The sequence below is a fragment of the Acidimicrobiia bacterium genome (assembly GCA_040902765.1).
Classification (GTDB): domain Bacteria; phylum Actinomycetota; class Acidimicrobiia; order Spongiisociales; family UBA11373; genus DATKBG01.
This window is the reverse complement of record JBBDWO010000001.1, coordinates 21,763-46,226: the sequence shown is the minus strand read 5'-3', so window position 1 is coordinate 46,226 and position 24,464 is coordinate 21,763. Positions and strand designations below refer to the sequence as shown.

The 24,464-nt window shown below is 67.7% G+C and carries 21 protein-coding genes; 2 read left to right on the top strand and 19 right to left on the bottom strand.

Translation table 11 applies throughout. The features are described from left to right. Positions 1–348: 348 nt before the first annotated feature. Together disA and radA are read right to left on the bottom strand one after the other, a co-directional pair. On the bottom strand, positions 349–1,410 hold the full coding sequence (disA, locus tag WEA29_00215) for a DNA integrity scanning diadenylate cyclase DisA (protein MEX2322189.1): 1,062 nt from the start codon (positions 1,408–1,410) through the stop codon (positions 349–351). Between the two features lie 120 nt (positions 1,411–1,530). Beyond that, entirely contained in the window at positions 1,531–2,838 is a 1,308-nt protein-coding gene (radA, locus tag WEA29_00210) for a DNA repair protein RadA (protein MEX2322188.1), read from the bottom strand. A 146-nt stretch (positions 2,839–2,984) separates the two neighbouring features. Here radA and WEA29_00205 point away from each other — a divergent pair, with 146 nt between their 5' ends. After that, the gene (locus WEA29_00205) at positions 2,985–3,848 is read left to right on the top strand and encodes a hypothetical protein (protein ID MEX2322187.1); all 864 of its coding nucleotides are present in this window, start codon (positions 2,985–2,987) and stop codon (positions 3,846–3,848) included. A 297-nt stretch (positions 3,849–4,145) separates the two neighbouring features. Here WEA29_00205 and WEA29_00200 read toward each other — a convergent pair whose 3' ends face one another. From WEA29_00200 to WEA29_00180, 5 genes are all read right to left on the bottom strand, one after another. Further along, positions 4,146–5,417: an ABC transporter permease gene (locus WEA29_00200; protein MEX2322186.1), complete on the bottom strand. Its 1,272-nt coding sequence runs from the start codon at positions 5,415–5,417 to the stop codon at positions 4,146–4,148. Next, positions 5,414–6,592, bottom strand: coding sequence for an ABC transporter permease (locus WEA29_00195; protein ID MEX2322185.1), 1,179 nt, complete (start codon positions 6,590–6,592; stop codon positions 5,414–5,416). The genes WEA29_00200 and WEA29_00195 overlap by 4 nt, the downstream gene beginning before the upstream one ends. Further along, positions 6,589–8,097, bottom strand: coding sequence for an ABC transporter ATP-binding protein (locus tag WEA29_00190; protein MEX2322184.1), 1,509 nt, complete (start codon positions 8,095–8,097; stop codon positions 6,589–6,591). Before WEA29_00190 ends, WEA29_00195 begins: the two co-directional genes overlap by 4 nt. Before the next feature lie 133 nt (positions 8,098–8,230). Beyond that, entirely contained in the window at positions 8,231–9,370 is a 1,140-nt protein-coding gene (locus tag WEA29_00185) for a BMP family ABC transporter substrate-binding protein (GenBank protein MEX2322183.1), read from the bottom strand. 127 nt (positions 9,371–9,497) lie between these two features. Beyond that, positions 9,498–11,978: an ATP-dependent Clp protease ATP-binding subunit gene (locus tag WEA29_00180; protein ID MEX2322182.1), complete on the bottom strand. Its 2,481-nt coding sequence runs from the start codon at positions 11,976–11,978 to the stop codon at positions 9,498–9,500. 276 nt (positions 11,979–12,254) lie between these two features. Here WEA29_00180 and WEA29_00175 point away from each other — a divergent pair, with 276 nt between their 5' ends. Beyond that, a complete protein-coding gene (locus tag WEA29_00175; GenBank protein ID MEX2322181.1) occupies positions 12,255–13,247 on the top strand; it encodes a polyprenyl synthetase family protein in 993 nt (330 codons plus the stop codon). Positions 13,248–13,256: 9 nt separating this feature from the next. On the opposite strand, the gene lysS is transcribed toward WEA29_00175, so the two are convergent. From lysS to WEA29_00115, 12 genes are all read right to left on the bottom strand, one after another. Further along, positions 13,257–14,768 carry a lysine--tRNA ligase gene (gene lysS / locus WEA29_00170; GenBank protein ID MEX2322180.1) on the bottom strand — a complete coding sequence of 504 codons (1,512 nt, stop codon included), beginning with the start codon at positions 14,766–14,768 and terminating at the stop codon, positions 13,257–13,259. Positions 14,769–14,770: 2 nt separating this feature from the next. Next, positions 14,771–15,544: a type III pantothenate kinase gene (locus WEA29_00165; protein MEX2322179.1), complete on the bottom strand. Its 774-nt coding sequence runs from the start codon at positions 15,542–15,544 to the stop codon at positions 14,771–14,773. Continuing rightward, positions 15,545–16,423 carry a pantoate--beta-alanine ligase gene (gene panC, locus WEA29_00160; GenBank protein MEX2322178.1) on the bottom strand — a complete coding sequence of 293 codons (879 nt, stop codon included), beginning with the start codon at positions 16,421–16,423 and terminating at the stop codon, positions 15,545–15,547. Then, the gene (locus tag WEA29_00155) at positions 16,420–17,229 is read right to left on the bottom strand and encodes a DUF2520 domain-containing protein (protein ID MEX2322177.1); all 810 of its coding nucleotides are present in this window, start codon (positions 17,227–17,229) and stop codon (positions 16,420–16,422) included. Before WEA29_00155 ends, panC begins: the two co-directional genes overlap by 4 nt. A 235-nt stretch (positions 17,230–17,464) precedes the next feature. Then, positions 17,465–17,932, bottom strand: coding sequence for a 2-amino-4-hydroxy-6-hydroxymethyldihydropteridine diphosphokinase (folK, locus tag WEA29_00150; GenBank protein ID MEX2322176.1), 468 nt, complete (start codon positions 17,930–17,932; stop codon positions 17,465–17,467). Between the two features lie 13 nt (positions 17,933–17,945). After that, on the bottom strand, positions 17,946–18,422 hold the full coding sequence (locus WEA29_00145; protein MEX2322175.1) for a hypothetical protein: 477 nt from the start codon (positions 18,420–18,422) through the stop codon (positions 17,946–17,948). Next, on the bottom strand, positions 18,422–19,213 hold the full coding sequence (folP, locus tag WEA29_00140) for a dihydropteroate synthase (protein ID MEX2322174.1): 792 nt from the start codon (positions 19,211–19,213) through the stop codon (positions 18,422–18,424). Before folP ends, WEA29_00145 begins: the two co-directional genes overlap by 1 nt. 71 nt (positions 19,214–19,284) lie before the next feature. After that, positions 19,285–21,171, bottom strand: a complete 1,887-nt coding sequence (gene ftsH / locus WEA29_00135; GenBank protein MEX2322173.1) for an ATP-dependent zinc metalloprotease FtsH — start codon at positions 21,169–21,171, stop codon at positions 19,285–19,287. A gap of 184 nt (positions 21,172–21,355) precedes the next feature. Then, entirely contained in the window at positions 21,356–21,877 is a 522-nt protein-coding gene (gene hpt / locus WEA29_00130; protein MEX2322172.1) for a hypoxanthine phosphoribosyltransferase, read from the bottom strand. Then, the gene (gene tilS, locus WEA29_00125) at positions 21,874–23,133 is read right to left on the bottom strand and encodes a tRNA lysidine(34) synthetase TilS (protein ID MEX2322171.1); all 1,260 of its coding nucleotides are present in this window, start codon (positions 23,131–23,133) and stop codon (positions 21,874–21,876) included. Before tilS ends, hpt begins: the two co-directional genes overlap by 4 nt. After that, positions 23,112–24,146, bottom strand: a complete 1,035-nt coding sequence (locus tag WEA29_00120) for a zinc-dependent metalloprotease (protein ID MEX2322170.1) — start codon at positions 24,144–24,146, stop codon at positions 23,112–23,114. Before WEA29_00120 ends, tilS begins: the two co-directional genes overlap by 22 nt. Next, complete coding sequence (locus tag WEA29_00115) at positions 24,143–24,403, bottom strand: hypothetical protein (GenBank protein ID MEX2322169.1); 261 nt, start codon at positions 24,401–24,403, stop codon at positions 24,143–24,145. The genes WEA29_00120 and WEA29_00115 overlap by 4 nt, the downstream gene beginning before the upstream one ends. Positions 24,404–24,464 lie beyond the last annotated feature (61 nt).

Below are 24,464 nucleotides of genomic sequence, written 5' to 3'. Positions count from 1 at the left end.
CCTTCTTCGCCGGAGCCTTCTTCGCCGGAGCCTTCTTCGCCGGAGCCTTCTTCGCCGGAGCCTTCTTCGCAGCGGGCTTCACGGGAGCGGGCTTCTTCGCAGATGCCTTCTTCGCGGATGCGGTCTTACCCGATGCGGGTTTCTTCGCGGTCATGCCTCGGCTCGGGGTGGGGAAGGGCGAAGTGTACAGCAGACGAGCAGACAGCCCACAGCCTGAGGAGCTACCAGCCAGAGGTCATCCCGCGCTATGGCCGGTCGGTCCTCCAAGTACCAAGTACCAAGTACCCGGCTCTGGCTGTTAGCTGTTAGCTGTTAGCTGTTAGCTGTTAGGCGGCGCCGAAGGCGCCATCAGTCCTCGTCGCTCTCCCACATGCGGGTTCTCTCGAGGAGACGATCGAAGTAGTGACGCAGCTGTCGAGCGCGAGCCCGGCCGACACCGTCGACCTGGTCCAGATCCCCAGTCTTGGCGTGCAGCAGGCCCTGCAGGTTTTCAAATCGGCCGATCAGCGAGTCCTCGACCGCGTCGGGGAGCCGCGGCACGCGGCTCAGCAGTCGGTACCCCCGCGGATGTGCCTGGGCATCCTGGGAGCCCAGGTTGATGGCGCTCGCCACCCGGCTCTCGTCGGAGAGTTGCTCAGTGGTGAGTGTGTTGAGCAGGTCGAGGGGCTGCTTGGTCTTGGACGGGTACTTGCGCACGTAGTCGCTGTACACCAGCGCGGCCATGTCGTCCACGCCGAGCAGCAGGTCTCCGATCTGGATCCCGATCAGCTGACCGTCACCGCCGAGCTCCACCGCGTATTGGTCGAGGTCGGCGCCTACGCGACGGACGAGCGCGGCCCGGTGCAACAGGCGAACCACGTCCCGGTAGGTAACGATGTCGTCCACTTCGAGCGTGGTCAGATGTTCCTCGTCGTCGTCGAGGCGGCGGCGTAGCCGCTCGAGGGTCAGCAGGTTCTGGTTCGCCTGGGCAAGCAGATTCGTCGGACTCCGCAGCTCGAACTGGGTGGTCCCCACGTACACGGTGACCGTCTGGCGCTCCTCACTCACCACCACGCACGGTCGGCCGGTCTGGACCGCCACCCGCTCGGCGGTCCGGTGCCGGGTTCCGGTCTCACTTGTGGCGATCTCCGAGTCGGGCACCAGCTGCACGTTGGCGCGATAGATCACCTCGGCGGCCGCGTCAGTGATCACCGCCCCGTCCATCTTGGCGAGCTCGGCGAGTCTCGCCGCGCCGAAGTCGGCACCGTCGAGGTGGAACCCGCCGTTACAGATGCTTTCGACGTCCCGACCGTACCCGAGCACGATGAGCGCACCCGTGCGCTGACGGAGAATGAGCTCCACCGCATTGCGCAGCGGCATGCCCGGGGCGAGCGCCCGGCGAATGTCGATGGTGGGATCGCGCTGAACCATTGGAAAGGGCGAGGGTAGTCGGGACACCCGTTATGGGACAGGCCGAGAGAGCCAACCGTCAACCGTCAACCGTCAACCGTCAACCGTCAACCGTCAACCGAGCGTCGTATCCCGCCCTCGCTACTCGCTACTCGCTACTCCCGCATCAGCGAGGACGTCGGCGAGCCGGGCCCGGCCCTTGCCGTTGGGACCATGGATGCGCTCGATGCCCAGTCGCTTCGCCTCGGCAGCGCGCACGTCTGCATGGGGTACCGCCCGTACCTCGCCGGTGAGGCCGACCTCCCCCCAGGCGGCGACAGGGCCCAGCGGACGGTCGAGCAAGGATGATGCGAGCGCCAACGCCATGGCCAGGTCTGCGCCCGGATCGCGGAGCCTGAGGCCCCCGACGACGCTCACGTACACGTCCGAACCGGCGAACGACAGCCGCCCGTGGCGCTCGAGCACCGCAATGATCTGATGGAGCCGAGCAGCCTCCAGTCCCTTGACCGAGCGGCGCGGCTGAGTCAGGGACGACCCCGCGACCAGCGCCTGTACCTCGACGAGCAGCGGCCGCCGCCCATCCATCGCCGGAAAGACAACGCTGCCGGCGGCGGCCCCCGCATCTCCGCTGAGCAGCACGCCCGCAGGGTCGGTGACCTCGATGAGGCCCGCGCTCGCCATCTCGAACAGTCCCACCTGGTTGGCCGGCCCGAACCGGTTCTTGAGGCTGCGCAGCACGCGCAGGCCGCGGTCGACGTCGCCCTCGAGATACAGGACCACGTCCACGGTGTGCTCCAACAGCTTCGGTCCGGCGATGCTCCCATCCTTGGTGACGTGGCCGACGATCACCACCGCCACGCCCGACTCCTTGGCGAAGTGAACCAGTCGCGCCGCAGCCTCCCTGACTTGAGCGACGCCTCCCGGTGCTCCGCTCACCTCCTTGGCGGCGATCGTCTGAATGGAATCGACGATGAGCAACTCGGGTCGTCGCTCGTCCCCTGCGGCGACGATGGCATCGACATCACGCTCGGAGGTGACGAGCACGGATCCGACGTCGATACCGAGTCGACCGGCCCGGAGCGCCAGCTGATCGAGCGACTCTTCGGAAGACGCCACCAGGACTCCCGCGCCGCCGGCGGCGAGACCTCCAGCGATCTGAAGCAGGAGCGTGGACTTCCCCACTCCCGGTTCCCCACCGAGCAGGATCGCCGCACCACGCACCAGCCCGCCCCCGAGGACGCGGTCCACCTCCGACAGGCCGGTGGAGCGTCGCTCGGCGGCCGAGGTGGCGACTTCTGAGACCGGGACCACCGTGCCGGCGGAGGCCGGTTTGCTCCGACCTCGCTTCGGATCGGGGACCCCGACCAGCTCACCGTCCGACCGACACTGGGGACAGAAGCCCATCCACTTGGGCGTCTCGAAGCCGCATTCGGTGCACCGGTAGCGCATGTAGGAAGGACCCTACCGGCCGACCATGACAGGTCCGGCGGGCTGCCCCGGCCCCTCCTGGCAGGGTTCGGACCGAGGAGACGATGCGTGGCTCCCGGCCCATGGCAGAATGGCCGAGCCCGCGCACTGTCAGATCGGGCAGAGGAATGGACGACCGACCCATCGACCCCTTCGACGATCTCTTCGAGCCCTTCGATCTCGAAGGAGAGCCCGATCAGGAGGACGCGCCACAGCCACGACAGCCGCGCACCGTGCCCGTAAGTGCCGACGACGCACCACTGTCGATCACGACGGCGGGACACTCGGCCATCCTGTGTCCTTCGTGCGGGACGGTGAATCACTCCGGCAACCGGCATTGCGACGAGTGCGGGGCACGCCTCACCCGCAGCCAGATGCCGGTGGCCCCGCAGCCGATGCTCCGCACCACCGCTGGAGCGCGGGCGCTGATCGTGCTCGCCGGCGTGGTCCTCGCCGTCGCCCTGCTCGCCCTCGTCTTCAACGTAGTCGGCGGGTCCCCGGAGGAGACCACCACCACCGTGACGACCGAAACCACGGTGGCCACCGAGCAGGTGCAGCTCACCCCGATCCGGGTCGAGTGCGACTCTGAGCTTCCCTCGTATCCGTGTGCAGCGCTCATAGACGGCAACGGCGAGACGTCATGGAATGCCGTCGACGGCGGGATCAACACCGAGGTCACCTTCTACTTCCAGCCAGCGGTGCAGATCACCCAGATGTGGATCGAGAATCTCCAAGACGAGTGCCGGTTCCTGCGCAACGCCCGGATCAGGGCCGTCGAGATCGAGATCAACGACCGGCCCCAGCTCCAGATCGCCAACCTCCTCGACACCCGTGAGATCCAGCGCATCGACCTCAACAGCCTCAACACCAGCCGGGTGGTGATGACCATCACCAGCGCCCATCCGGGGTCGAGCTGTGAAGGGCAGGAGCCGTTCACCGAGCTGGCTCTGCAGAGCGTCAGCTTCTTCGGACGGCCCGTTCCGACACCGTGAGGCAAAGCCGGTACTTAGTACTTGGTACTTAGTACTTGGACAGCGCGCGGAGAGGGTCCAGCCCGTTTTGACTCTCCTCCCCCGCAGGGGGAGGTGGCAGCGGCCGAAGGCCGATGACGGAGGGGGAGGCCAGACGCGTCGCGAGGCCCACGTAGCGTTCGCCCTCCCCCCTCCCCTCCGGTCGCTCCGCTCCCTGCGGGACTCCCCCCTTCCGGGGGGAGAGAGTTTCCAGTCGACACCTATCCGCTGATGTGCCAACTACCAAGTACCAAGTACCCGCGGGCCGAAGGCCCGCTCTTAAAGCTCCTGCCCCTTCTCATACCGTTTCCCGTCCGCTGCGGGCATGCGCAATCGCTGCCCGGCGAAGATGAGCACCAGGAGCACGGTGGCGAACGGCAGGGCATTGGGGAGGAAGGAGGGGGCGCTGTCGGTGAGCAGATACCAGACGAGGAAGGTGGCCGCGAGCACACCGGCGAGGACCGCGTCGAACGGCTTGGCCCGCCTGATCGACACCACGAGCATCACCGCCAGCCCCACCACGATGAGCAGCATCAGGGCGTGGGTGGACCGCCCGTCGAGATCGCGCAGGGCGGTCCCGAAGGGGTAACCGAACACGAACGCCGCCACCAGGATCCCCCCGGGCCGCCAGTTCCCGAAGATGAGGGCGGCGAGACCGATGAACCCGCGGCCCTGCACCTGACCCTCCCGGTAGAAGCCGGTGAGCTCCATGGCGATGAACGCCCCGCCCAGCCCGGACAGGGCACCGCTGATGATGACGCCCTTGTACTTCTGCCAGTAGATGTTGATGCCCAGCGATTCGCCGGCCGTCGGATGTTCACCGGCGATCCGCAGGCGCAGCCCGAATCTGGTCCGCCAGATCAACCAGGCGGAAGCCGGGACCACAGCGAGAGCGATCAGCGAGAAGATGTTGACGTTGGCGACGAAGCCCCGCAAGAACCCGGCCACGTCGGAGATGAAGAAGGCGTCCCATCGGTCGACAACACCGAGAATGTCCGGCGACTTCCAGCCGAAGATGTTGCCGCCCGCCAGGAACGGAAGGGTGATGTTGCCCAGGCCGGTGATCGACGGCGACTGTGTGATGGAACCGCCGGCGTACTCGGTGAACAACTCGGACGACAGATAGCGGACCACACCCGGGGCGAGGATGTTGATGGCAACCCCGGACACGATGTGATCCACTTTGAAGGTGACCGTGGCCACGGCGTGAACCAGGCCACCGAGGGCGCCGCCAGCGAGACCGTAGACCAGACCCATCCACGGTCCACCTTGGAGGACACCCCACGCACCGAACCACGTACCGAGGATCATCATGCCGTCGAGCCCGATGTTGACCACTCCGGCCCGTTCCGAGTAGAGGCCGCCGAGACCGGCGAGGAGGATCGGCATGCCCCAGCGCAGCATGGCTCCGGATGCGTTCTGCGACGTCAGCCGATCGAGGCCCCCCGGTTCGAGTGACTGCACGACGGTGAGTACCAACATGCCAACGGCGGCGGCGATGCCGTAGCGGGCCCAGGCAGGAAGCCGACCGAACTGGCGCGCCCAGGTCATATCCCGTCATCCCCGTGGGCCAGGGCGGCAGCGGCGCGGCGGACTTCGTCGCGCTCCCGGTAACGCCGCACCGACTCGTAGGCGACGACTGCGGCCAACAGGATGATCCCCTGCATGATGACCACGATCTCGCGGGTCGCCGATCCGGTGATCTGGAGGATCGGGGACGAGACGTCCATGAAGGCGAAGAGCATGGCGCCGATGGCGAGACCGACCGCATGGTTGCGCCCGAGGAGAGCAACGGCGATCCCGGCGAAGCCGAGGCCGGAAAAGAATTCGGCGTCGAACCGATGGTTGCGGCTCAGCACGTCGACCATACCGACGAGACCGGCCATCGCACCCGAATACACCATCGCCACGATGACCATCCGGTTGGCCGACACGCCGCCGGCGCGCGCCGCGTGAAAGTTGTAGCCGGTGGCCCGCAGGTCGAAGCCCAACCGGGTGCGGTTGACGAAGACGTGGAACACGATGCCGCCGATGATCGCCAGCAGGAGCACCGCCGACAGGTGACGGCCACCGGTGATCTCCCGGGTGAAGATCTCGAGCACCGCGTTGATGTCTGGCAGTCGGCCCGACTCGGGGATGAACTTGGTGCCTGAGTTCGGCGTCAGCGGGCCCTCGCGCCACTGGACGGCGAGCCAGGCCACGGCCCCGCCGATGGCGATGAAGTTGAGCATGATCGTCCCGATCACCTCGTTGACCCCGCGCGCCACCTTGAGCCATCCGGCGAGGCCGGACCACAGGGCGCCGACGATCATCGCCACCAGGACAATCACGGTGATGTGGAAGAAGGCCGGCAGGACGATGTGAGCGCCGACGACCGCGGCAAAGAAGGCGGCCAGCGTGTACTGCCCCTCCACCCCGATGTTGAACAGGTTCATCCTGAAGCCGATGGCCGCTGCGATGCCGGACAGGTACAGGGGTGTCGCCCGGTTGAGCATGTCGACGATGCTCTCCAGTCGGGTACCGGCGCGGATCATGTCGGCGTAGGCCGCGAGCGGACTACTGCCGGATACGAGGAGGACCACCGAGGAGAGCGCCAGGGCGAACACGATGGCGATCACCGGGGCTGACAGGGCGAGCACCGCACGACGGCCGGCACCGACCACGTGGCGCTGCTTGGGAATCCGCGGGGTCTCGTCGGGATCGGAGACCCGGGGCTTGTCGGTCATGCCACCGCGTCCCCGAGGGCGGCGCCGGTCATGTACGAACCGAGGTCGCGCGGCGTCACCGTCTCCGGGTCGAGCGTGGCGACGATCTGCCCGCGAAGCATGACGACGAGCGTGTCCGAGAGGCCGATCAACTCCTCGAGGTCGGCCGAGACGAGCACCGTGGCCATGCCTTCAGCACGCGCCCGCCGCAACTCCCGCCACACATCCGCCTGGGCGCCCACGTCGATACCCCGGGTCGGATGGGCGGCGATGAGTACCTTGGGGTCGGACACCATCTCCCGCCCGACGATCATCTTTTGCTGGTTGCCCCCGGATAGCGCATGCGCCGCCACCTCGATGCTCGGCGTCCGTACGTCGAAGGTCGCCACGATCTCGTCGGTGCGGCCCCGCGCCCCCTTGCGGTCGAACCAGATACCTCGGGAGAACGGCGGCAGCGTCTGATGACCCAAGGCGGCGTTCTCCCACAGCGGCGAGTGGAGCAGCAGACCCTCGCGGTGACGATCCTGTGGGATGTACGCCAACCCGTGCTCCCGGCGGCGGCGTACGTTCCACAGGGTCGCATCGGCACCGTTGAACTCGATGGTTCCCGACGCCAGGACCCGCGTGCCGACCAGGGCATCGATGAGTTCGGTCTGTCCGTTGCCCTCCACCCCGGCGATCCCGAAGATCTCTCCCCGGCGCACGTCGAAGGAGACGTCCCGCACCACCGCCCGCTCGTCTTCGTCGAGCACGGTTACCCCCCTCACCGACAGGGCGACAATGTCGGTCACGGTCGAGGTCGTCGTCGCCGGCGTCGGCAATTCGGAACCGACCATGAGTTCCGCCAGGTCCGAGGCGGTGACATCGGAGGGCTTGACCGTCGCCACCGTCTTGCCCTGGCGCAGCACGGTGATCGAGTCGGCGATTTCGAGCACCTCCTCGAGCTTGTGATCGATGAAGATGATCGTCGAGCCTGCTTCCTTCAGATCGCGCATGTTGCGAAACAGCTCTTCCACCTCGTGGGGCACCAACACCGAGGTCGGTTCGTCGAGAATGAGGATCCGGGCTCCCCGGAACAGCACTTTGATGATCTCGACGCGCTGCCGCTCCCCCACCTCCAGAGTCTCGACGAGCTCATCGGGGTCGACGCTCAGCCCGTAAGAGAGGCTGACATCGACGAAGTGCTGGCCTGCGGCCCGAAAGTCGATGCGCCCCAGCGACCTGGTCGGTTCGCTACCGAGGATGACGTTCTCGAGCACCGTGAGCTGATCGGCGAGCATGAAATGCTGGTGGACCATGCCGATGCCCTTGGCGATGGCGTCGCTCGGGGAACGGAAGTGCACCTCTTCGCCGTCGACCAGGATCCTGCCTGAGTCCGGCTGGAGCATCCCGTAGAGGATCTTCATCAGGGTCGACTTGCCAGCGCCGTTCTCGCCGCAGATGGCATGGATCTCGCCCTGTTCGACCTTCATTGAGACACGATCGTTGGCCACGACACCGGGAAAGGTCTTGGTGACCCCTTCCATCTCGATGGCGTACGACACCGGTGTGCCTCCCGTCGAATCGATCTTGGACGCGCAGAGCGGGACCGAGATTAGCCCGGTCCCGCCCTGCCTCGCCTTCTAACGGTTCGGGTGATCTCTCATCCGAACCGACGTCCTACGGTGCCGTCGGAACGACGATCTCACCCGACACGATGCGAGCCTTGAAGTCCTCCAACTGGTCGACGATGTCATCGACGAATCCACCGCTGGTGGCGTATCCAACGCCGTCGGCCGCGAGGTTGTACTCGGTCGGACCCCCGGTGAAGTTGCCCGTCAAGTGGTCGTAGATGGCGTAGAACACCGCCACGTCCACCCGCTTGAGCATCGAGGTCAGGACGTACTCCCGCTGGTCGGGATCGACAGTGTTGTACTGGTCGGAGTCGACTCCGATACCCCACACCTTCGAACCGTTGGCCTCGGTGTACTCCTTGGCGGCAGCGAACATGCCGGAGCCGGACAGACCGGCGGCGGCATACACGATGTCCGCACCTTCGCCGTACATGGCGAGGGCGATCTCACGGCCACGGTCCGGAGACTCGAAGCCGGCGAAGTCGGGGAACTCGCTGATGTACGAAGAGACGACCTCGATCGTCGGATCCACCGCGTGGACACCGGCGATGAAGCCGGCCTGGAACTTCTCGATGAGACCGATGCCGCTCACACCACCGATGAAGCCGACCGTGCCGGTCTCGGTCTTGAGGGCTGCGGCCACACCGACGAGGAACGATCCCTCGTGCTCGGCGAACACCATGCCGCGACCGTTGTCGCAGTAAGGCACAGGCGGGTCCTGCGAGAAGTCGAGCAGGCCGGTGTCGGTGATGGCGAAGTCCACCTCCGGGTTGTTGACACATACGTCCGGGAACGCGACATCAAACGAGAAGCCGTTGCCGATGACGATCGACGAGTTCTCCGCCTGCAGCTGCAGGTCGGTGGCTCGGGCGGCCGCATCGGTCGGCGTGATCTCCGAGACGGAGACGCCGAGGTAAAACCGCGCCCAGTCGGCGCCACACGCGGCGGCATCGTTGAACGACTGGTCACCACGGCCGAGCAGGTCGTACGTCAGGCCGACGTTGACGCCCGATCCGTCGGCGTCTGCCTCAGCAGCTCCGAGAATCTCGGGACAGAAGTCGGGTACGACAACGCCGTTGCCGGCTCCTGTGGTAGTCGTGCCATCGCCGCCGCTGTCACCGCAGGCCGCCGCCACGAGGGCGAAGGCCACGATGAGCGCGGCGAAAGCAAAGCGTTTTCTCAACATGGTTGTCTGACTCCTATGCATAGGTCCGAGTTGTTCGCCCAGGTAGGCATAAACGGAGTGTAACGGGGACGACAGACCACCGCCCCGAACCGCGAGAACCACCCTTGAAACGCGACGACCGGGGCGGTCAGTGGGAGACGGGAGACTCGATGGTCGAGTCCACCGACGTGAAAGCGAGCCGCCCCAGATCCTCGGGGTCGACGTCGACCAGCACCGTGGAACCCGCCGGGAACTCGCCGAACAGCATCTTCTCGGAGAGCGGGTCCTCGAGCATCCGCTGGATGGAGCGACGCAAGGGTCGGGCCCCGAGCTGCGGGTCGTAGCCCTGGCCGGCGAGGAACGCCTTGGCGTCGTCGCTGAGCACCAGTTCGACGGCCTGCGACTTCAGCTGCTCACGGATGCGAACGATCATCAGGTCCACGATCGCCTTGACCTCGTCCATGGTGAGCTCGTGGAAGACGATGACCTCGTCGATCCGGTTGAGGAACTCGGGCCGGAACTGCTTCTTGAGCGCCTCGGTGACCCGCTCCTTGATCTTCTCGTACGACGCCGCCTCGCTGTCGGTGGAGAACCCGACCGCCTTTCGCTTCAGGTCCTGAGTACCCAGGTTCGAGGTCATGATGATCACAGTGTTCTTGAAGTCGACCGTGCGGCCCTGCGCGTCGGTCAGGCGACCGTCCTCGAGGATCTGCAGCAGCGTGTTGAAAACGTCGGGGTGCGCCTTTTCGATCTCGTCGAACAGCACCACCGAGAACGGCTTGCGGCGCACGGCCTCGGTGAGCTGGCCACCCTCGTCATAGCCGACATACCCCGGCGGGGATCCGACGAGGCGACTCACCGTGTGCTTCTCCATGTACTCGGACATGTCGAGCTGTATGAGCGCCGACTCGGTGCCGAACAGGAAAGCGGCGAGGGCCTTGGCGGTCTCGGTCTTGCCGACCCCCGAGGGTCCGAGGAATATGAACGACCCGGAAGGCCGCCTCGGGTCCTTGAGCCCGGCACGGGTACGACGGATGGCCCGGCTGACCGCCTGGATCGCCTCGTGCTGGCCGACGATCCGCTCGTGGAGGTCCTCCTCCATGCGCAGGAGCTTGGCGGTCTCCTCCTCGGTGAGGCTCTGGACGGGGATCCCGGTCCACTGCGCCAGCACCTCGGCGATCTGCTCCTCGTCGATGATCGATCCGGTCACGTCCTCGGCCTCGCCGAGCGCTGCCTCGTGATCCGTGCGATCGGTGATGAGCTCGCGCTCCTGGTCGCGCAGCTGGGCGGCGCGTTCGAACTGCTGCGACTGGACGGCCTCCTCCTTCTGGCCGCGAACGTCGGAGAGCCGCTTCTCGATGTCCTCGAGCTCGGGCGTGGCGGCCTTGCGGCGCAGACGCATCCGGCTGCCGGCCTCGTCGATGAGATCGATGGCCTTGTCGGGGAGGAAGCGGTCGGCGACGTAGCGGTCGGCGAGGTTGGCAGCCGACACCAGAGCAGCATCGGTGTACGAGGCCCGATGGTGCGCTTCGTACTTGTCACGCAGGCCGGTCAGGATCTGAATGGTCTCGGCGACGTTGGGCTCATCGACCTGGATCGGCTGGAATCGGCGCTCCAGGGCCGCGTCCTTCTCCAGGTACTTGCGGTATTCCTCGAGCGTGGTGGCGCCGATCGTCTGCAGTTCTCCGCGGGCCAACATCGGCTTGAGGATGCTGGCGGCGTCGATGGCACCTTCGGCGGCGCCGGCGCCGACCAGGGTGTGGATCTCGTCGATGAACAGGATGATGTCGCCGCGGGTGCGGATCTCCTTCAGAACCTTCTTGAGTCGCTCTTCGAAGTCGCCGCGGTACCGTGATCCGGCGACGAGGGCACCCAGATCCAGCGTGTAGAGGTGCTTGCCGGCGAGCGTGTCGGGGACGTCCCCTTCGATGATCCGCTGGGCGAGGCCCTCGACGATGGCGGTCTTGCCCACGCCGGGCTCGCCGATGAGCACCGGGTTGTTCTTGGTGCGCCGCGAGAGGATCTGCATCACTCGCTCGATCTCACGCTGGCGGCCGATCACCGGATCCAGCTTGCGCTCGCGGGCGTACTGGGTCAGATTCCGACCGAACTGGTCGAGAACGGTCGAACCCGATGCCGACTCGCCCCTCCTGCCCGAGGAACCGGTGGGCGCCTCGCCGCTGTCTTCACCCTGGGCGCCGGAGAGCAGTTGGATGACCGTCTGGCGGACCTTGTGCAGTTCGGCGCCGAGCTTCTGCAGCACCTGAGCGGCGACACCCTCGCCCTCGCGAATGAGGCCGAGCAGGATGTGCTCGGTGCCGATGTAGTTGTGGCCGAGCTGGAGTGCCTCGCGCAGCGAGAGCTCCAACACCTTCTTGGCACGGGGCGTGAAAGGAATGTGGCCGCTCGGGGCCTGAGCACCCTGGCCGATGATCTCCACGACCTGGCTCCGGACCGACTCGAGCGAGATACCGAGACTCTCCAGACCGCGGGCGGCGACGCCCTCACCCTCATGGATGAGGCCGAGCAGGATGTGCTCGGTGCCGATGTAGTTGTGGTTCAGGAGCCGGGCTTCCTCTTGGGCGAGGACGACGACCCGTCGTGCCCGGTCGGTGAAACGCTCGAACAATGTGACTCCTCGGACCGTTCCTGGGGTACCGACGGGCTCGCCGGACCGCCCTAGCGACTATAGCGGCGGCCCCGATCAAGCCTCATGCGGCGCCTCGGGTACACCGGGTGTAACAGATCCGTCGGCCGAATGCTTCCCTAACTGAAGGAGCCATCGCTGCTACCGGCTACCGGCTACCGGCACGCATCGACAGGGTTCAGAGTCTGGCTGGTAGCTGGTAGCTGGTAGCTGGTAGCTGGAAGCTGGTAGCTGGTCGCGGCTCGGTACCCTTGACCCATGAACACCCCGCCGATACGGGACCTGGTCCCCATCGACCGCGTGTGGAAGAGGATGGCCTCCGTCGAACACCGGCTCCTCGAGGCCACCAGCTCGGAGGAGGACGGACTCACCGACATCCTCCAGCACCTCATGGGCGGCGGCAAGCGTTACCGGCCGCTGCTGGCTCTCGTCACCTCGGAGCTCGGCGCGGTCGCTGGCAACGACCCGGTAGAGGCGGCGGTGGCGGTGGAACTCATCCACGTGGGGAGCCTCTACCACGACGACGTGATCGACGAGGCCGACAGTCGCCGTGGAGTCGACTCGGTGAATGCCAACTGGTCGAACACGGTGGCGATCCTCGCTGGCGACTTCCTGCTCGCTCGCGCTTCGGAGGTCGCCGCACCCCTGGGCACCGAGGCGGTGGCCCTGCTGGCGCGCACCTACGCCTTGCTCTGTGAGGGCCAGATGCTCGAACTGACGCTGGCGAACCGCCTCGACACCGATCCCGACGACTACTTCCGGGTGATCGACAAAAAGACCGCCAGCCTCATCCGGACCTCGGCGCGCCTCGGCGCGATGGCCGGTGGGGCCTCCCCGGCCGAGATCGAGACCGCGACCTCCTGGGGCTACCAGGTCGGGATGGTGTTCCAGCTGGCCGACGACATCCTCGACCTCGTGGCCACCGAGGACTTCCTCGGCAAGCCAGCAGGCTCCGACATCTTCGAGGGAACCTTCACGCTGCCGGTGCTCCTGGCGGCGCAAGGTGACGACAGTGACCGCATCGAACGCCTCCTGTCGGGAGGCAAGCCGTACGACCCCGATGCCGTCGCCGAAGTGATCGACCTGGTGCGCAAGGGAGGGCATGTCGATATCGCCTTGAGCCACGTCGATGCCCACATCGCAAGGGCCGAGCGGGCCGTTGCCGCGCTACCTACCGGGCAGGTAAGAGACGTGCTCGGCGGACTCGGTCGTTACCTGGTCCAGCGAGTCGAAGCGGCCCGCAGCGCGTAGAAGACGTTTCTAGCTCTCCCTCCGGAGATGCGGGAACAGCAGTACGTCGCGGATCGCCGCCTGGTCGGTGAGGAGCATCACCAGGCGGTCGATGCCGAGCCCCATGCCGCCGGTGGGAGGGAGGCCGTATTCGAGGGCTCGCAGGTAGTCCTCGTCCATCGGGTGCGCCTCGGTATCGCCAGCGGCGCGGGCGGCGGCCTGTGCCTCGAAGCGACGGCGTTGATCCACCGGGTCGTTGAGTTCGGAGAAGGCGTTCGCCAGCTCGTGGCCGGCGACGATCACCTCGAATCGCTCGGTGAGCCCGGGCCGAGACCGGTGGAGGCGGGCAAGCGGGGAGATCTCCTCGGGGAAGTCGAGGACCACGGTCGGCTCCCAGAGGGTGGGCTCCACGAAGTGCTCGAACGCCTCGGCGATGATCCGCCCGGTGCCCCAGGACCCGTCGTACTCGATGCCAGCAGTATCGGCGGCCGCGCGGGCGTCCTCGACCAGCATGACCGGGTCCCACTCGACGCCGCTGATCTCGGTGGTGGCCCCGACGTAGTCGATGAGCTTCCAGGGAGCCGTGAGTGACAGCGGGCGGCCCTGATAGGTGAGCCTGGTGGTACCTGCCACCGCCTCGGCCGCTTCGACCACGATCGCCTCGGTGAGGTCGACCATGTCGCCGTAGTCGGCGAGAGCCTGATAGGCCTCGAGCATGGTGAACTCCGGGTTGTGACGGGGCGATAGGCCCTCGTTGCGAAAGACGCGGCCGATCTCGAACACCCGCTCCATGCCACCCACGACCAGCCGCTTGAGGTGGAGTTCCAGGGCGATCCGCAAGTACATCGTCTGGTCGAGCGCGGCATGGTGGGTGGTGAAAGGCGTGGCCAGCCCACCGGTCGGCAGGTCGTGGAGGACCGGCGTCTCGACCTCGATGAACCCACGGCTGATCAGGGAGTCCCGAACCGACGCGACTGTCGCCACCCGGGCGCGCGCCACCCGCATCGAGTCCGGATTGACCATCAGGTCGACGTACCGCCGGCGGTAGCGCTGCTCGGTGTCGGTGAGGCCATGCCACTTCTCCGGCAGAGGGCGCAGGGCCTTGGAGAGCAGGGTGAAGTCATCTACCCGCACCGACAGCTCCCCCGTGCGGGTGGTCACCACCTCACCCGAGGCACCCACCCAGTCCCCCACGTCGAGAGCGGCGAAGTCGGCCATGCGCTCCCCCAGTACCTTCTCCTCGGCGAACAGCTGGATGCGACCGGATCCGTCCTGGAGAACGGCGAACGCCACCGCGCCGAGCTCGCGCTTCGACATGACCCGTCCGGCCACCACCACGCTCGATCCGGTGTTGGTCTGAGGGTCGAGGCCGCCATGCTCTGCGTGGAGGTCGGCGGCGACGGCGGTCCGGTCGAACCTGACCGGGTACGGGTCGCCGCCAGCATCGCGGACGGCATCGACCCTGGCCTGACGATCGGCCATGATCCGATCGAGCGCCGACTCGTCGGCCTCCGCGCCGATCGCCGCCTCGTCGTCCGCCATGGTCACGCTCCGATGTTCATCTCGTAGATGATCCGCAGCCCGTCGAGGGTCAGGTCGTGGTCGACCGTCGACACGGTGCGGCAGTGGGGGACGATGGTAGAGGCGAGGCCGCCGGTGGCGATGACCGCCGGCGAGCCACCCAGCTCCCCGACGAAGCGCTCGACGAGCCCGTCGACCATGCCGGCGTGTCCGAACAAGAGCCCGCTCTGAATGGCTTCGACGGTGTTGCGTCCGATGGCGGCGGGTGGGGGCGTCAAGTCGACCCAACGCAGCGCCGCAGTCCCCGAGATGAGGGCGTTGAGCGACACCTCGAGACCGGGGGCGATGGAGGCACCGACGAGAGCACCCGTAGCGTCGACGGCGTCGACGTTCGTCGATGTGCCGAAGTCGACCGACACCACCGGAGCGCCGTACTTGGTGAGCGCCGCCACCGCGTTGGCCACCCGGTCGGCGCCGGCCTCACGGGGGTTGTCGATGTTGATCGGCATGCCGGTCTTGATCCCGGGACCGACCACCACCAGGGCGTCTTCGCCCACCAGCTCGGTAGCCACCTCGATCATCGCCGCCTTCGCCGACGGGACCACGCTGGCCAGCACCGCTCCCTCCAGGTCTTCGAGGCGATGGCCGTCCTGACGGAGCAGCCCGGTGAGGAACAGCCGGTACTCGTCTGCGGTCCGCTCGCGCACGGTCGACAGTCGCCACGAGTCGACCATCGTCTCACCGTCGTAGAGACCGACGACGGTCTGCGTGTTGCCGACATCCACCGCGATCAACATCTATCCACCTCCGGTGAGGGTCGAGGGCCGGGTCAGGAGACGGCCGCGGTCCACGGTCCCGTCGCCGTCGATGTGCACGTTGTCGATGAGTCGAACCTCGCCCACCTGGGCGGCCACGGCGAGAACGGTGCCATCACGAACCCGATCGACGGGTTCCAGCGTGGCGGCGTCGACGAGGCTGGCGTAGTGGAGCTGCGCCCCGGCGTCTGCGACCGCTTCGGCGACGATCGCTTCGGCAGCCGAGCCATCCTCGAGACCGCCCTCGATGGCGTCAGCCGCGGCAAACAGCCCACGCGACAGGCCCAGTGCCCCCTCGCGGTCGTCGAGGAACACATTGCGGCTCGACAGGGCGAGGCCGTCGGGCTCCCGCAGCGTCGGGGCTGGCAGCACCCGGACCGGGAACGACAGGTCGACGACGAGACGTCGGATCACCGCCACCTGCTGGGCGTCCTTGCGCCCGAAGACCGCCGCCGAGGGCTGTAGCCCAGCGAACAGCTTGGTCACCACGGTGGCGACCCCGTCGAAGTGCCCCTTGCGGCGGCCCTCCATCGGCTCACCCAACGGCCCGGCACTCACCCGGACCACCGGCTCCTGCGGGTACATCTCCTCGACGGATGGAGCGAAGAGAACACCCACCCCGGCCGCTTCGGCGAGGGCGGTGTCGCGCTCCAGGTCGCGGGGATAGCGTTCTAGGTCGGCGGGGTCGTCGAACTGGATCGGGTTGACGAAGACGCTCATCATCACCGTGTCCGGGTCGGCAGCGCGGGCGGTGTCGACCAGCGCCAGGTGCCCCTCGTGAAGGGCACCCATGGTGGGGATGAGAGCGACCCGGCCATCCGCGGTGGTGCGGGCCTCGCCAAACGTTCGAGCCACCCTCATCGCAGTGCCTCCCTCACCGTGTCGGTGGCATCGGCCACGATGCCGGTGGCGATCGCCATTGCCTCGAAGGCCCCGGCGACGTCGGGCGCGGCCGCGCGCACCGCTTCCACCTGAGCCCGAACCGTCTCGACGTCGTGGCGGGCGATCGGGCCGGTCAGGGCTTCCAGCGGGCCCATGGCGAGGGCGTTGTCGACGACGGCCCGCACCAGGGGCTCGGCCACCGCGGAGTCCACACCGGCGGCAGCAAACAGCCGGTGGGCCACGGCGAGGGCGGCGATCGTGTAGTTGGCGGAAGCGGCCGCAGCCGCGTGATAGACGGCCCGCGCCTCATTGGGCAACTCGAACGGCCGGGAACCGAACGAACGCGCCAGACCGAACAGACGGTCGCTGAGGAGGTCGTCGTCCGAAGTGATCCCGATGAAGGCGCCGGGAAGGCGCTCGGCGCCAGCCTCGGCCGTCGGGATCGTCTGGAGGGGATGGAAGGCAGCGACGGGAACACCGAGGGGGGACAGCGCGTCGGGCGGGACGAGGCCGGAGAGGTGCGTGGCTCCCTCGACGCTGGCCGCCCGGTCGGCGTACTCGTCGGCCACCTCGGCGATCGCCCCGTCGCGCACCGCGACCACCAGGAGGTCGGCGGTCGGAAGCCGGTCACCCCAGACGAGCGGCCGCGACCCGAGGCGCTCGGCGGCCGTTTCGGCGGCGTCGGTGTCGCGCGCGGCGACACCGACGATGCGGTGTCCGGAGGCAACGGCGACGAGGCCGATGGCAGTCCCGGCCCGTCCCGGGCCGAGCACGATGAGATCCATGGGTTCCAGTCCTCTATGGGTACCAGCCAAGTGAGAGGTTACCTGTTGCCGGTTGCCCGTTGAGCGTGTGGCCGTCGGCCGCCTAGCCCCCCTGCGGTTCCTCCCCCCGAAGGGGGGAGTACCGCCGGGAGCGGAGCGAGCGGCGGGGAGGGGGGAGGGCGATCACTACGTGAACCTCGCGACGCGCCAACCCTCCCCCTCCGTCAGCGACCTGCGGCCGCTGCCACCTCCCCCTTCAGGGGAGGGGACCGCGTGATGAGGCCCGCTGATCCTGAACACTCTCCAACAGTTCCTCCACGGTGCCGTGGCCAGGGATCACGACTCCGGGCCACGCCTCGGCGAGGGGTTCCAAGACGAAGCGTCGGGCGTGCATGCGGGGGTGGGGGACGGTGAGGCCGGGGGCGTCGATCTCGGCATCGCCGTACAGCAGCAGGTCGAGGTCGAGCGTGCGCGGCGCCGAGCGCTCGCCACGCTCTCTTCCCGCCGCGGCTTCGATGGCGAGCAGCCGTTGCATCAGCGGCACCGGGCCGAGCACGGTGCGCACCACGACCACCGCGTTCAGGTAGTCGTCCTGGGGCGGTCCGCCGATCGGCGCGGTCTCCCACACTCCCGACACCGCCACCACCTCACCCAGGCGTCGGAACTCTCCCACCGCGCCCGTCAGCACTGCCAGGCGATCACCGAGGTTCGACCCGAGGCCGATGGCGGCCCGCGTCTCAGGCCCCCGAAGGTTGCGGGATCAGCGCCCGAGCGTCGGGACCGAGCGGCCGGCCCAGGATCTCCTGGACCACGGCGGTGGCCATGATCGGATCGGTCACCTTCCCCGAGTACACGAGGTAGCCGGCCAGGACCCCGGCTACGGCGTCGTCGATGATGTCGCGGTGCACCAGGAGCACGATGCGGGGCTCGGCGAGCAGCTGGCCGATCGCCCTGTAGACGGGCTCGGCGGCCTCACGATCGACCTCGAGGAGCGGGACACTGTGAGCCCGCAGGCCGGCTTCTTCGTAGGCGGCGATGTTCTGATTTCCCTCGAGAAGCGACAGGACGGTGTTGACCCCGGCGCGTTTGATCCAGGTGATCTCCTCTTCACGGCGCACCCGCCGATGCTGAAAACCGTAGCCGCCGATGCGTTCTGACACGGCCAGCCGACCGGAGATCACCCATGTGAAGTCGCGGGGTTCGAGACCCGTCATCACTGCTCCACCACCCCGCGCACGATAGCGGTGGCCACGAGACTGGAACGCACCCCGAAGGCGACGTCATGGGTGCGGATGATGGAGGCGCCCGCAGCGATCGCCAGGGCATGCGCGGCGATCGTCTCCGGGGCACGTTCGGCGGCCTCCGCTTCCCCGGTGATGGCACCGAGGAACGACTTGCGTGAGGCGCCGACGAGTACCGGATGGCCAGTGGCGGCGAGCGTCCGAACGCCCTCCGAGAGCAACCGGAGGTTGTGGTCGACGGTCTTGCCGAACCCGATCCCCGGGTCGAGCGCGATGTGGAACGGATCGACCCCGGCGGCGATGACGTCGGCGGCTCGGCCCACCAGATGGTCGCGCACCTCCTGCACGACGTCCCCGTAGGTCGGTTCCTGCTGCATGGTGCGGGGCTCCCCCAGCATGTGCATCAAGACCACGCCGCACCCGCTCGAGGCCGCCACCTGAGCCATCGCCACGTCGGAAAAGGCGGTCACGTCGTTGACCACGACGGCACCGGCGTCGAGTGCCGCCGCGGCGACCTCGGGCTTGGAGGTGTCGATCGAGACGGCCACCCCGCCGGCAGCCAATGCCGACACGACCGGAAGCACCCGGTCGATCTCGGTGGCGGCATCGACGCCGTCGGATCCGGGTCGGGTGGACTCACCACCGACGTCGACGATGTCGGCTCCGTCGTCCCACATGGTGAGGCCGACAGCGATCGCCTGGTCGGGATCAGAGAACCTGCCGCCGTCGGAGAAGGAGTCGGGAGTGACGTTGAGTACCCCCATGAGCACGACCGCCGGTGTGCCGTTCCATCCGGTTCGGCGCGATCGCCAACCGTCGAATCGGGCTGTGGTCGTCAGCCCGAACCCTTGTCGGCAACGCGTTGCGCGGCGGTGGTGACCCGAGAACGCGACGACTTGCCGTTGGGCGCCTGGAGGCGCTTGGAGCCGTTGGCGGCGTGCACCCACTTGGGGACGTCGTGGAGCACCTCGGCGACCTGATCCCCGGAGAGCGTCTCTTTCTCGATGAGGGTGGCGGCGAGGCGGTCGAGTGCCTCCCGATGCTCGGTGAGGATCGCCCTCGCCTCATCGTGTGCCTGGGTGATCAGGTGACGGACCTCCTCGTCGATGGCGGAGGCCACCTCGTTGGAGTAGTCCTGGCCCCGGGCGAAGTCGCGACCGAGGAAGACCTCGGCCTCCGGCTGCCCGTACTTCATCGGCCCGAGCCGGTCACTCATCCCGTATTCCATCACCATGCGACGGGCGATCATCGTGGCCTGCTCGATGTCGTTGGAGGCGCCGGTCGTCGGATCGATGAAGATCAGCTCCTCGGCGGTGCGGCCGCCCATCAGCATGGCCAGCTTGTCGGTGAGCTCGCTGCGGCGCATGTAGTTCTTGTCCTCCATGGGCAGCGCCATGGTGTAGCCACCGGCACGACCCCTGGGGATGATCGTCACCTTGTGGATCGGGTCCGCCTTGGGCAGGGCGTACCCGACGAGGGCGTGGCCTCCCTCGTGGTAGGCAGTCACCTTCTTGTCCTCTTCGGTCATCACCCGGCTGCGGCGCTCGGGACCGGCGATCACCCGGTCGATCGCCTCTTCGAGTTCCGCCTGGCTGATCAGATCCTTCTCCCGGCGGGCGGCGAGCAGGGCAGCCTCGTTGATCGTGTTGGCCAGATCGGCCCCGGTGAACCCGGGCGTGGACCGGGCGATGGCGTCCATGTCGATGTCGTCGGAGAGCGGCTTACCCTTGGAGTGGACGTCGAGGATCTGCCGGCGGCCCTTGATGTCGGGGCGATCGACGACGATCTGACGGTCGAAGCGGCCCGGCCGCAGTAGCGCCGGATCGAGGATGTCGGGGCGGTTGGTGGCCGCGATCAGGATGACGCCGGTCTTCACGTCGAACCCGTCCATCTCGACGAGGAGCTGGTTGAGGGTTTGCTCGCGCTCGTCGTGACCGCCGCCGAGGCCGGCGCCACGGTGGCGGCCGACGGCGTCGATCTCGTCGACGAAGATGATCGCCGGCGCCTGGGCCTTCGCCTGCTCGAAGAGGTCCCTGACGCGCGATGCGCCGACGCCGACGAACATCTCGACGAAGTCAGAACCGGAGATGGAGAAGAAGGGCACGCCGGCCTCGCCGGCAACCGCCCGGGCGAGCAGGGTCTTGCCGGTACCGGGCGGCCCGTAGAGCAGCACGCCCTTGGGGATCTTGGCTCCCATCGCACGGAACTTCTGGGGCTTCTGGAGGAACTCCTTGATCTCTTCGAGCTCCTCCACCGCCTCCTCGGCACCGGCGACGTCCTTGAACGTGACCTTGGGCATGTCGCGGGTGACCTGCTTGGCCTTCGCCTTGCCGAACTGCATGACACGGCTCCCGCCACCCTGCATCTGCATCAGGATGAAGATGAAGATGCCGAAGATCAGCAGGTACGGGAGGATCGTCCCGACGAACCACTGGAGGACGCTCGGGTCTTCCGACTGAACCTCCACACTGACTCCACTGTCGAGGATCAGGACCGTCAGGTCGCCTTCATATCCGTCGGGGAACGAAGCCTTGAAGGTCCCGCCGCCGAGCGCCTCAGTGAACTCCCCCTCGACCGTGTTGGACCGCTGCCTGATGGTGACCGAAACGATGTCCCCGGCACTCAGGTGGCTCTGAAACCGATCGAGCGTGATGTCCTCGGGCGCGGTGGCCGAACCCACGAACGTATTGACCAGAGTGATCGCCACGGTCACGACGATCATGTAGACGAGGAGCGTCCTGATGGTTCGTTTCACGCTGGAATCTCCGCCCGGGAACTCGGCAGCGTAGGGCATGGTATCGGCGCCGACGGCCTATGGGCCGTCGAGCCAGGCCCCAGGCACCAGATATAGGACCGGGCGTCCGAGCGAAGCGAATGGCTGGAGCCCGGGGCCTGGAGCCTGGGGCCTACTCCTCCTCCATCACCGCCACATACGGGAGGTTCCGCATGGTTCCCTGGAGGTCGAGGCCGTAGCCGATGACGAAGTCCGGTGGGATCTCGAATCCGACGTACTTGACGTCGACCTGAGTGCGCTGGATGCCGCCCTTCACCAGCAGGGCCGCCACCTCGAGCGACGCCGGCTGGCGCACCTCCAGATTGCGGCGCAGGTAGTCGAGGGTGAGTCCGCTGTCGATGATGTCCTCGACGATCAGCACGTGGCGGCCGGTGATCTCCCGATCCAGGTCCTTGATGATGCGCACCACCCCGGACGTGGTGGTGGAATCCCCGTACGACGACACCGCCATGAAGTCGATGTCGACGGGCAGGTCGATCCGCCGTGACAGGTCGGCCATCACCATGAAGGCCCCCTTGAGCACGGCGACCAGGAGCAGGTCCTTGCCCTGGTAGTCGCGGGTGATCTCGGCTCCCATCTCGATGAGCCGCTGAGCGATCTGCTGCTCGTCGACGAGGACCCGCCCGACCTTCACCGCTCCTCCTTCGTCGCCGACAGCGTCCGATTCTCTCCATCGTCGGGAGCGGTCCGCACGCCGACGATCCAGGCGATTCTGTCACCGTCGACCACCAGCGGCCAACGGGGACGCAGCCGCACCGGCACACCGGCCTCCTGGAGAGCGTCGGACACCGTCTTGTGCCGCCCCCCGCCGATGGAGATCCGATCCCCGGCCACAGGCGCGCGCACCACAGCGCGGTCGCCCACCGGCACCCGAACACCGGTGGCGTCAGCCTGGATGGTCCACGGCCCGAACCGGGCGGCGCCGGCGGTCTCCAGCGAGACCGGTTCGGGGGGTGAGACCGGCCGGTTGGGGTGGATCACCACCAGAGCGCGCTCTCGAACCGCGAGGAGATCCCCCGAGAGCGAGGCGGACACCCCGGTGGCCGCCACCGACATGACCGCGTCCACATCGGCGGCCTCGCCGGCGTACGGGCCGTCGGCGGCGCGCAACATCCCCCGAACGACCCGAGTGGCGACGGGTGCGGCGAGGGTCGTCAGGACCGCCGCGGGCACCGTGATGGCCTCCTCGTCACGGCTCACGGACACGGCAGCGGCCAACGCCTCCAGGTAGGCGTCGTCGGCCTCCACGAGGCGGGCGCTCCTCGCGATCGCCTCGACGACCTGCGGGTTGTACTCGCCAAGATGCGGGAGCGTCTGCAGGCGGAGTCGGTTGCGCCTGATCGACAGGTCGGCATTGTCCGGGTCGTCCACGAAGGGCAGCCCGAGTTCGGCGGCGGCGGTGCGGGCGACCTGGCGACGGACACCGAGGAGCGGTCGGGCGAATGGGCCACGGCGTCGCGGGATGCCGGCGAGACCAGCGGCCCCGGCTCCTCGAATCAGGTTCCCCAGCACCGTCTCGGCTTGATCGTCGGCGGTGTGACCGGTGAGGATCGTCTCGTCGACACCGACCGCGGACTCGAGGGCGGCGAGCCGTGCGGTACGCAGGACCGTCTCGCCGGTGCCCTCGGTACGGACCGAGATCGTGTCGTGCTGAAGACCGAGCCTCGCCGCGATGGCCGACGCCGCGGTCATCAGCCGAGCCGATCCGGGGAGGCCGTGATCCACACTGACCGCCCTGACGGGAGCCCGGAGGGTCGCCACCGCCCAGGCCAGGGAGGCGCTGTCGGCGCCGCCACTCAGAGCCACCACGAGGTGACCGGCGGGCACCGCGGCGTCGACGGCCCGCAGCACCGTCTCCTGAGCGGCGGTCAGCCCACCCGTTCGAGCCACCGCTGCGGCTCCGAGATCTCGGCGAGAGTGGGGAGTGCGTCGGGCTCGGTCCACACGGCGTCGAGGGCCTGGAACCCGGCCCGGCGCTCCACGTCCAGGATGAACCGCTCCCCCATCTCGTACTGCTTCATCTTGAGTTCGAGGCCGGTGATCCTGAAGAACGCAGCGGTGCGAGGATCCTTGCGGCGCTGCTTGAGCACGCGCGACATCGTGTGCTGAGTCACCAGTTCACGGGCGCCGATCCGGTCCATCACCACGTGACCGTGACCCTCGAGCAGTGCCATCAGTGCTTGTACCTGATCCAGGACGCGACGCTGGTCGGGGGTGGCGAAGAGCCCCATCAGGCCGGCCTCGCCGACCATAGGGCGGCCCTCTCGCGCCGCGGCGCGCAGGTCGGCGACCCACCGGCGCGACCGCCCCGGCTGGGGCTTCGATGCCTCGATGAGGTCCTCGACGAGACCAAGGAAGTACCCACGGAGCCACGGCACACCCGTGAACTGCAGCCGATGGGTGCACTCGTGCAGGGCCACCCAGTAACGGAACTCGGAGGGGCGAAACTCGTTCTGACGCTCCATGAGCAGAGCGTTGGCCCCGACGAACAGGATCGTGTCACCGTCATCGCCCGACGGCAGTACCAGTTCGTACTGTCCGAGCACCCGCCGACCCAGGATCCCGACGAGGGCACCCACTTCGGCGGCGAGGAGTCGGCTGGCGAGGGCACGGCCGATGCCGAGCCCGCCCGGCTTGACGAGCAGCTCCTCTGCCGGGGCGAGTAGACGACTGAACCCGTCGATGTTGGCTTCGGCCCATTGCCGCCTGGTGACCACCCGTACGGTGGGGTCCGACGCCCATTCCATGCCCATCTCGGCCGCCACCGCCGGGGCGGCACGAGCGACCAGGTCGTCGGCGTCGGCGGCGAACCGGGAGAAGTGGTACGAGTCTTCGAAGGGATCCGATCCGGCCGCGCTCTGAGCGATTCGGGAGGCGAGCGGCCAGTGGATCGAACTGGTCACCGTGCCAGCCGATAGCGGCCCTTCACCCTGCGACCGTAGGCGAGGGCGGTCACGACGACAGCCAGGACGCCCATGGCGAGCAGTGTGGGCACGAGGTACCGAAACGTCCAGGCATCGTCTTCGGCGAGTGCCGGCGGCTCGACCTGCGTCACGGCGGGTCCGTCACCGGGCGGCACACCCTCTCCAGCGAAGGCGCTTCCGACCCCGAGGCTCAGGACGGCGACAGCGAGCATCGCGGTGATGGTGTATCGGCGCACGGCAGCCAGATTACCCGGACGACGGCCGAACCCGTCGGAGAGCGCCGGCAGGGAACGGGTC

Coding starts and splice junctions, on each gene's coding strand:
- disA (MEX2322189.1), bottom strand. CDS start 1,410: ATGGTTCAGCGCGATCCCACCATCGACATTCGCCGGGCGCTCGCCCCG.
- radA (MEX2322188.1), bottom strand. CDS start 2,838: ATGCGCTACCGGTGCACCGAATGCGGCTTCGAGACGCCCAAGTGGATG.
- WEA29_00205 (MEX2322187.1), top strand. CDS start 2,985: ATGGACGACCGACCCATCGACCCCTTCGACGATCTCTTCGAGCCCTTC.
- WEA29_00200 (MEX2322186.1), bottom strand. CDS start 5,417: ATGACCTGGGCGCGCCAGTTCGGTCGGCTTCCTGCCTGGGCCCGCTAC.
- WEA29_00195 (MEX2322185.1), bottom strand. CDS start 6,592: ATGACCGACAAGCCCCGGGTCTCCGATCCCGACGAGACCCCGCGGATT.
- WEA29_00190 (MEX2322184.1), bottom strand. CDS start 8,097: ATGGAAGGGGTCACCAAGACCTTTCCCGGTGTCGTGGCCAACGATCGT.
- WEA29_00185 (MEX2322183.1), bottom strand. CDS start 9,370: ATGTTGAGAAAACGCTTTGCTTTCGCCGCGCTCATCGTGGCCTTCGCC.
- WEA29_00175 (MEX2322181.1), top strand. CDS start 12,255: ATGAACACCCCGCCGATACGGGACCTGGTCCCCATCGACCGCGTGTGG.
- lysS (MEX2322180.1), bottom strand. CDS start 14,768: ATGGCGGACGACGAGGCGGCGATCGGCGCGGAGGCCGACGAGTCGGCG.
- WEA29_00165 (MEX2322179.1), bottom strand. CDS start 15,544: ATGTTGATCGCGGTGGATGTCGGCAACACGCAGACCGTCGTCGGTCTC.
- panC (MEX2322178.1), bottom strand. CDS start 16,423: ATGAGGGTGGCTCGAACGTTTGGCGAGGCCCGCACCACCGCGGATGGC.
- WEA29_00155 (MEX2322177.1), bottom strand. CDS start 17,229: ATGGATCTCATCGTGCTCGGCCCGGGACGGGCCGGGACTGCCATCGGC.
- WEA29_00145 (MEX2322175.1), bottom strand. CDS start 18,422: ATGACGGGTCTCGAACCCCGCGACTTCACATGGGTGATCTCCGGTCGG.
- folP (MEX2322174.1), bottom strand. CDS start 19,213: ATGGGGGTACTCAACGTCACTCCCGACTCCTTCTCCGACGGCGGCAGG.
- ftsH (MEX2322173.1), bottom strand. CDS start 21,171: ATGATCGTCGTGACCGTGGCGATCACTCTGGTCAATACGTTCGTGGGT.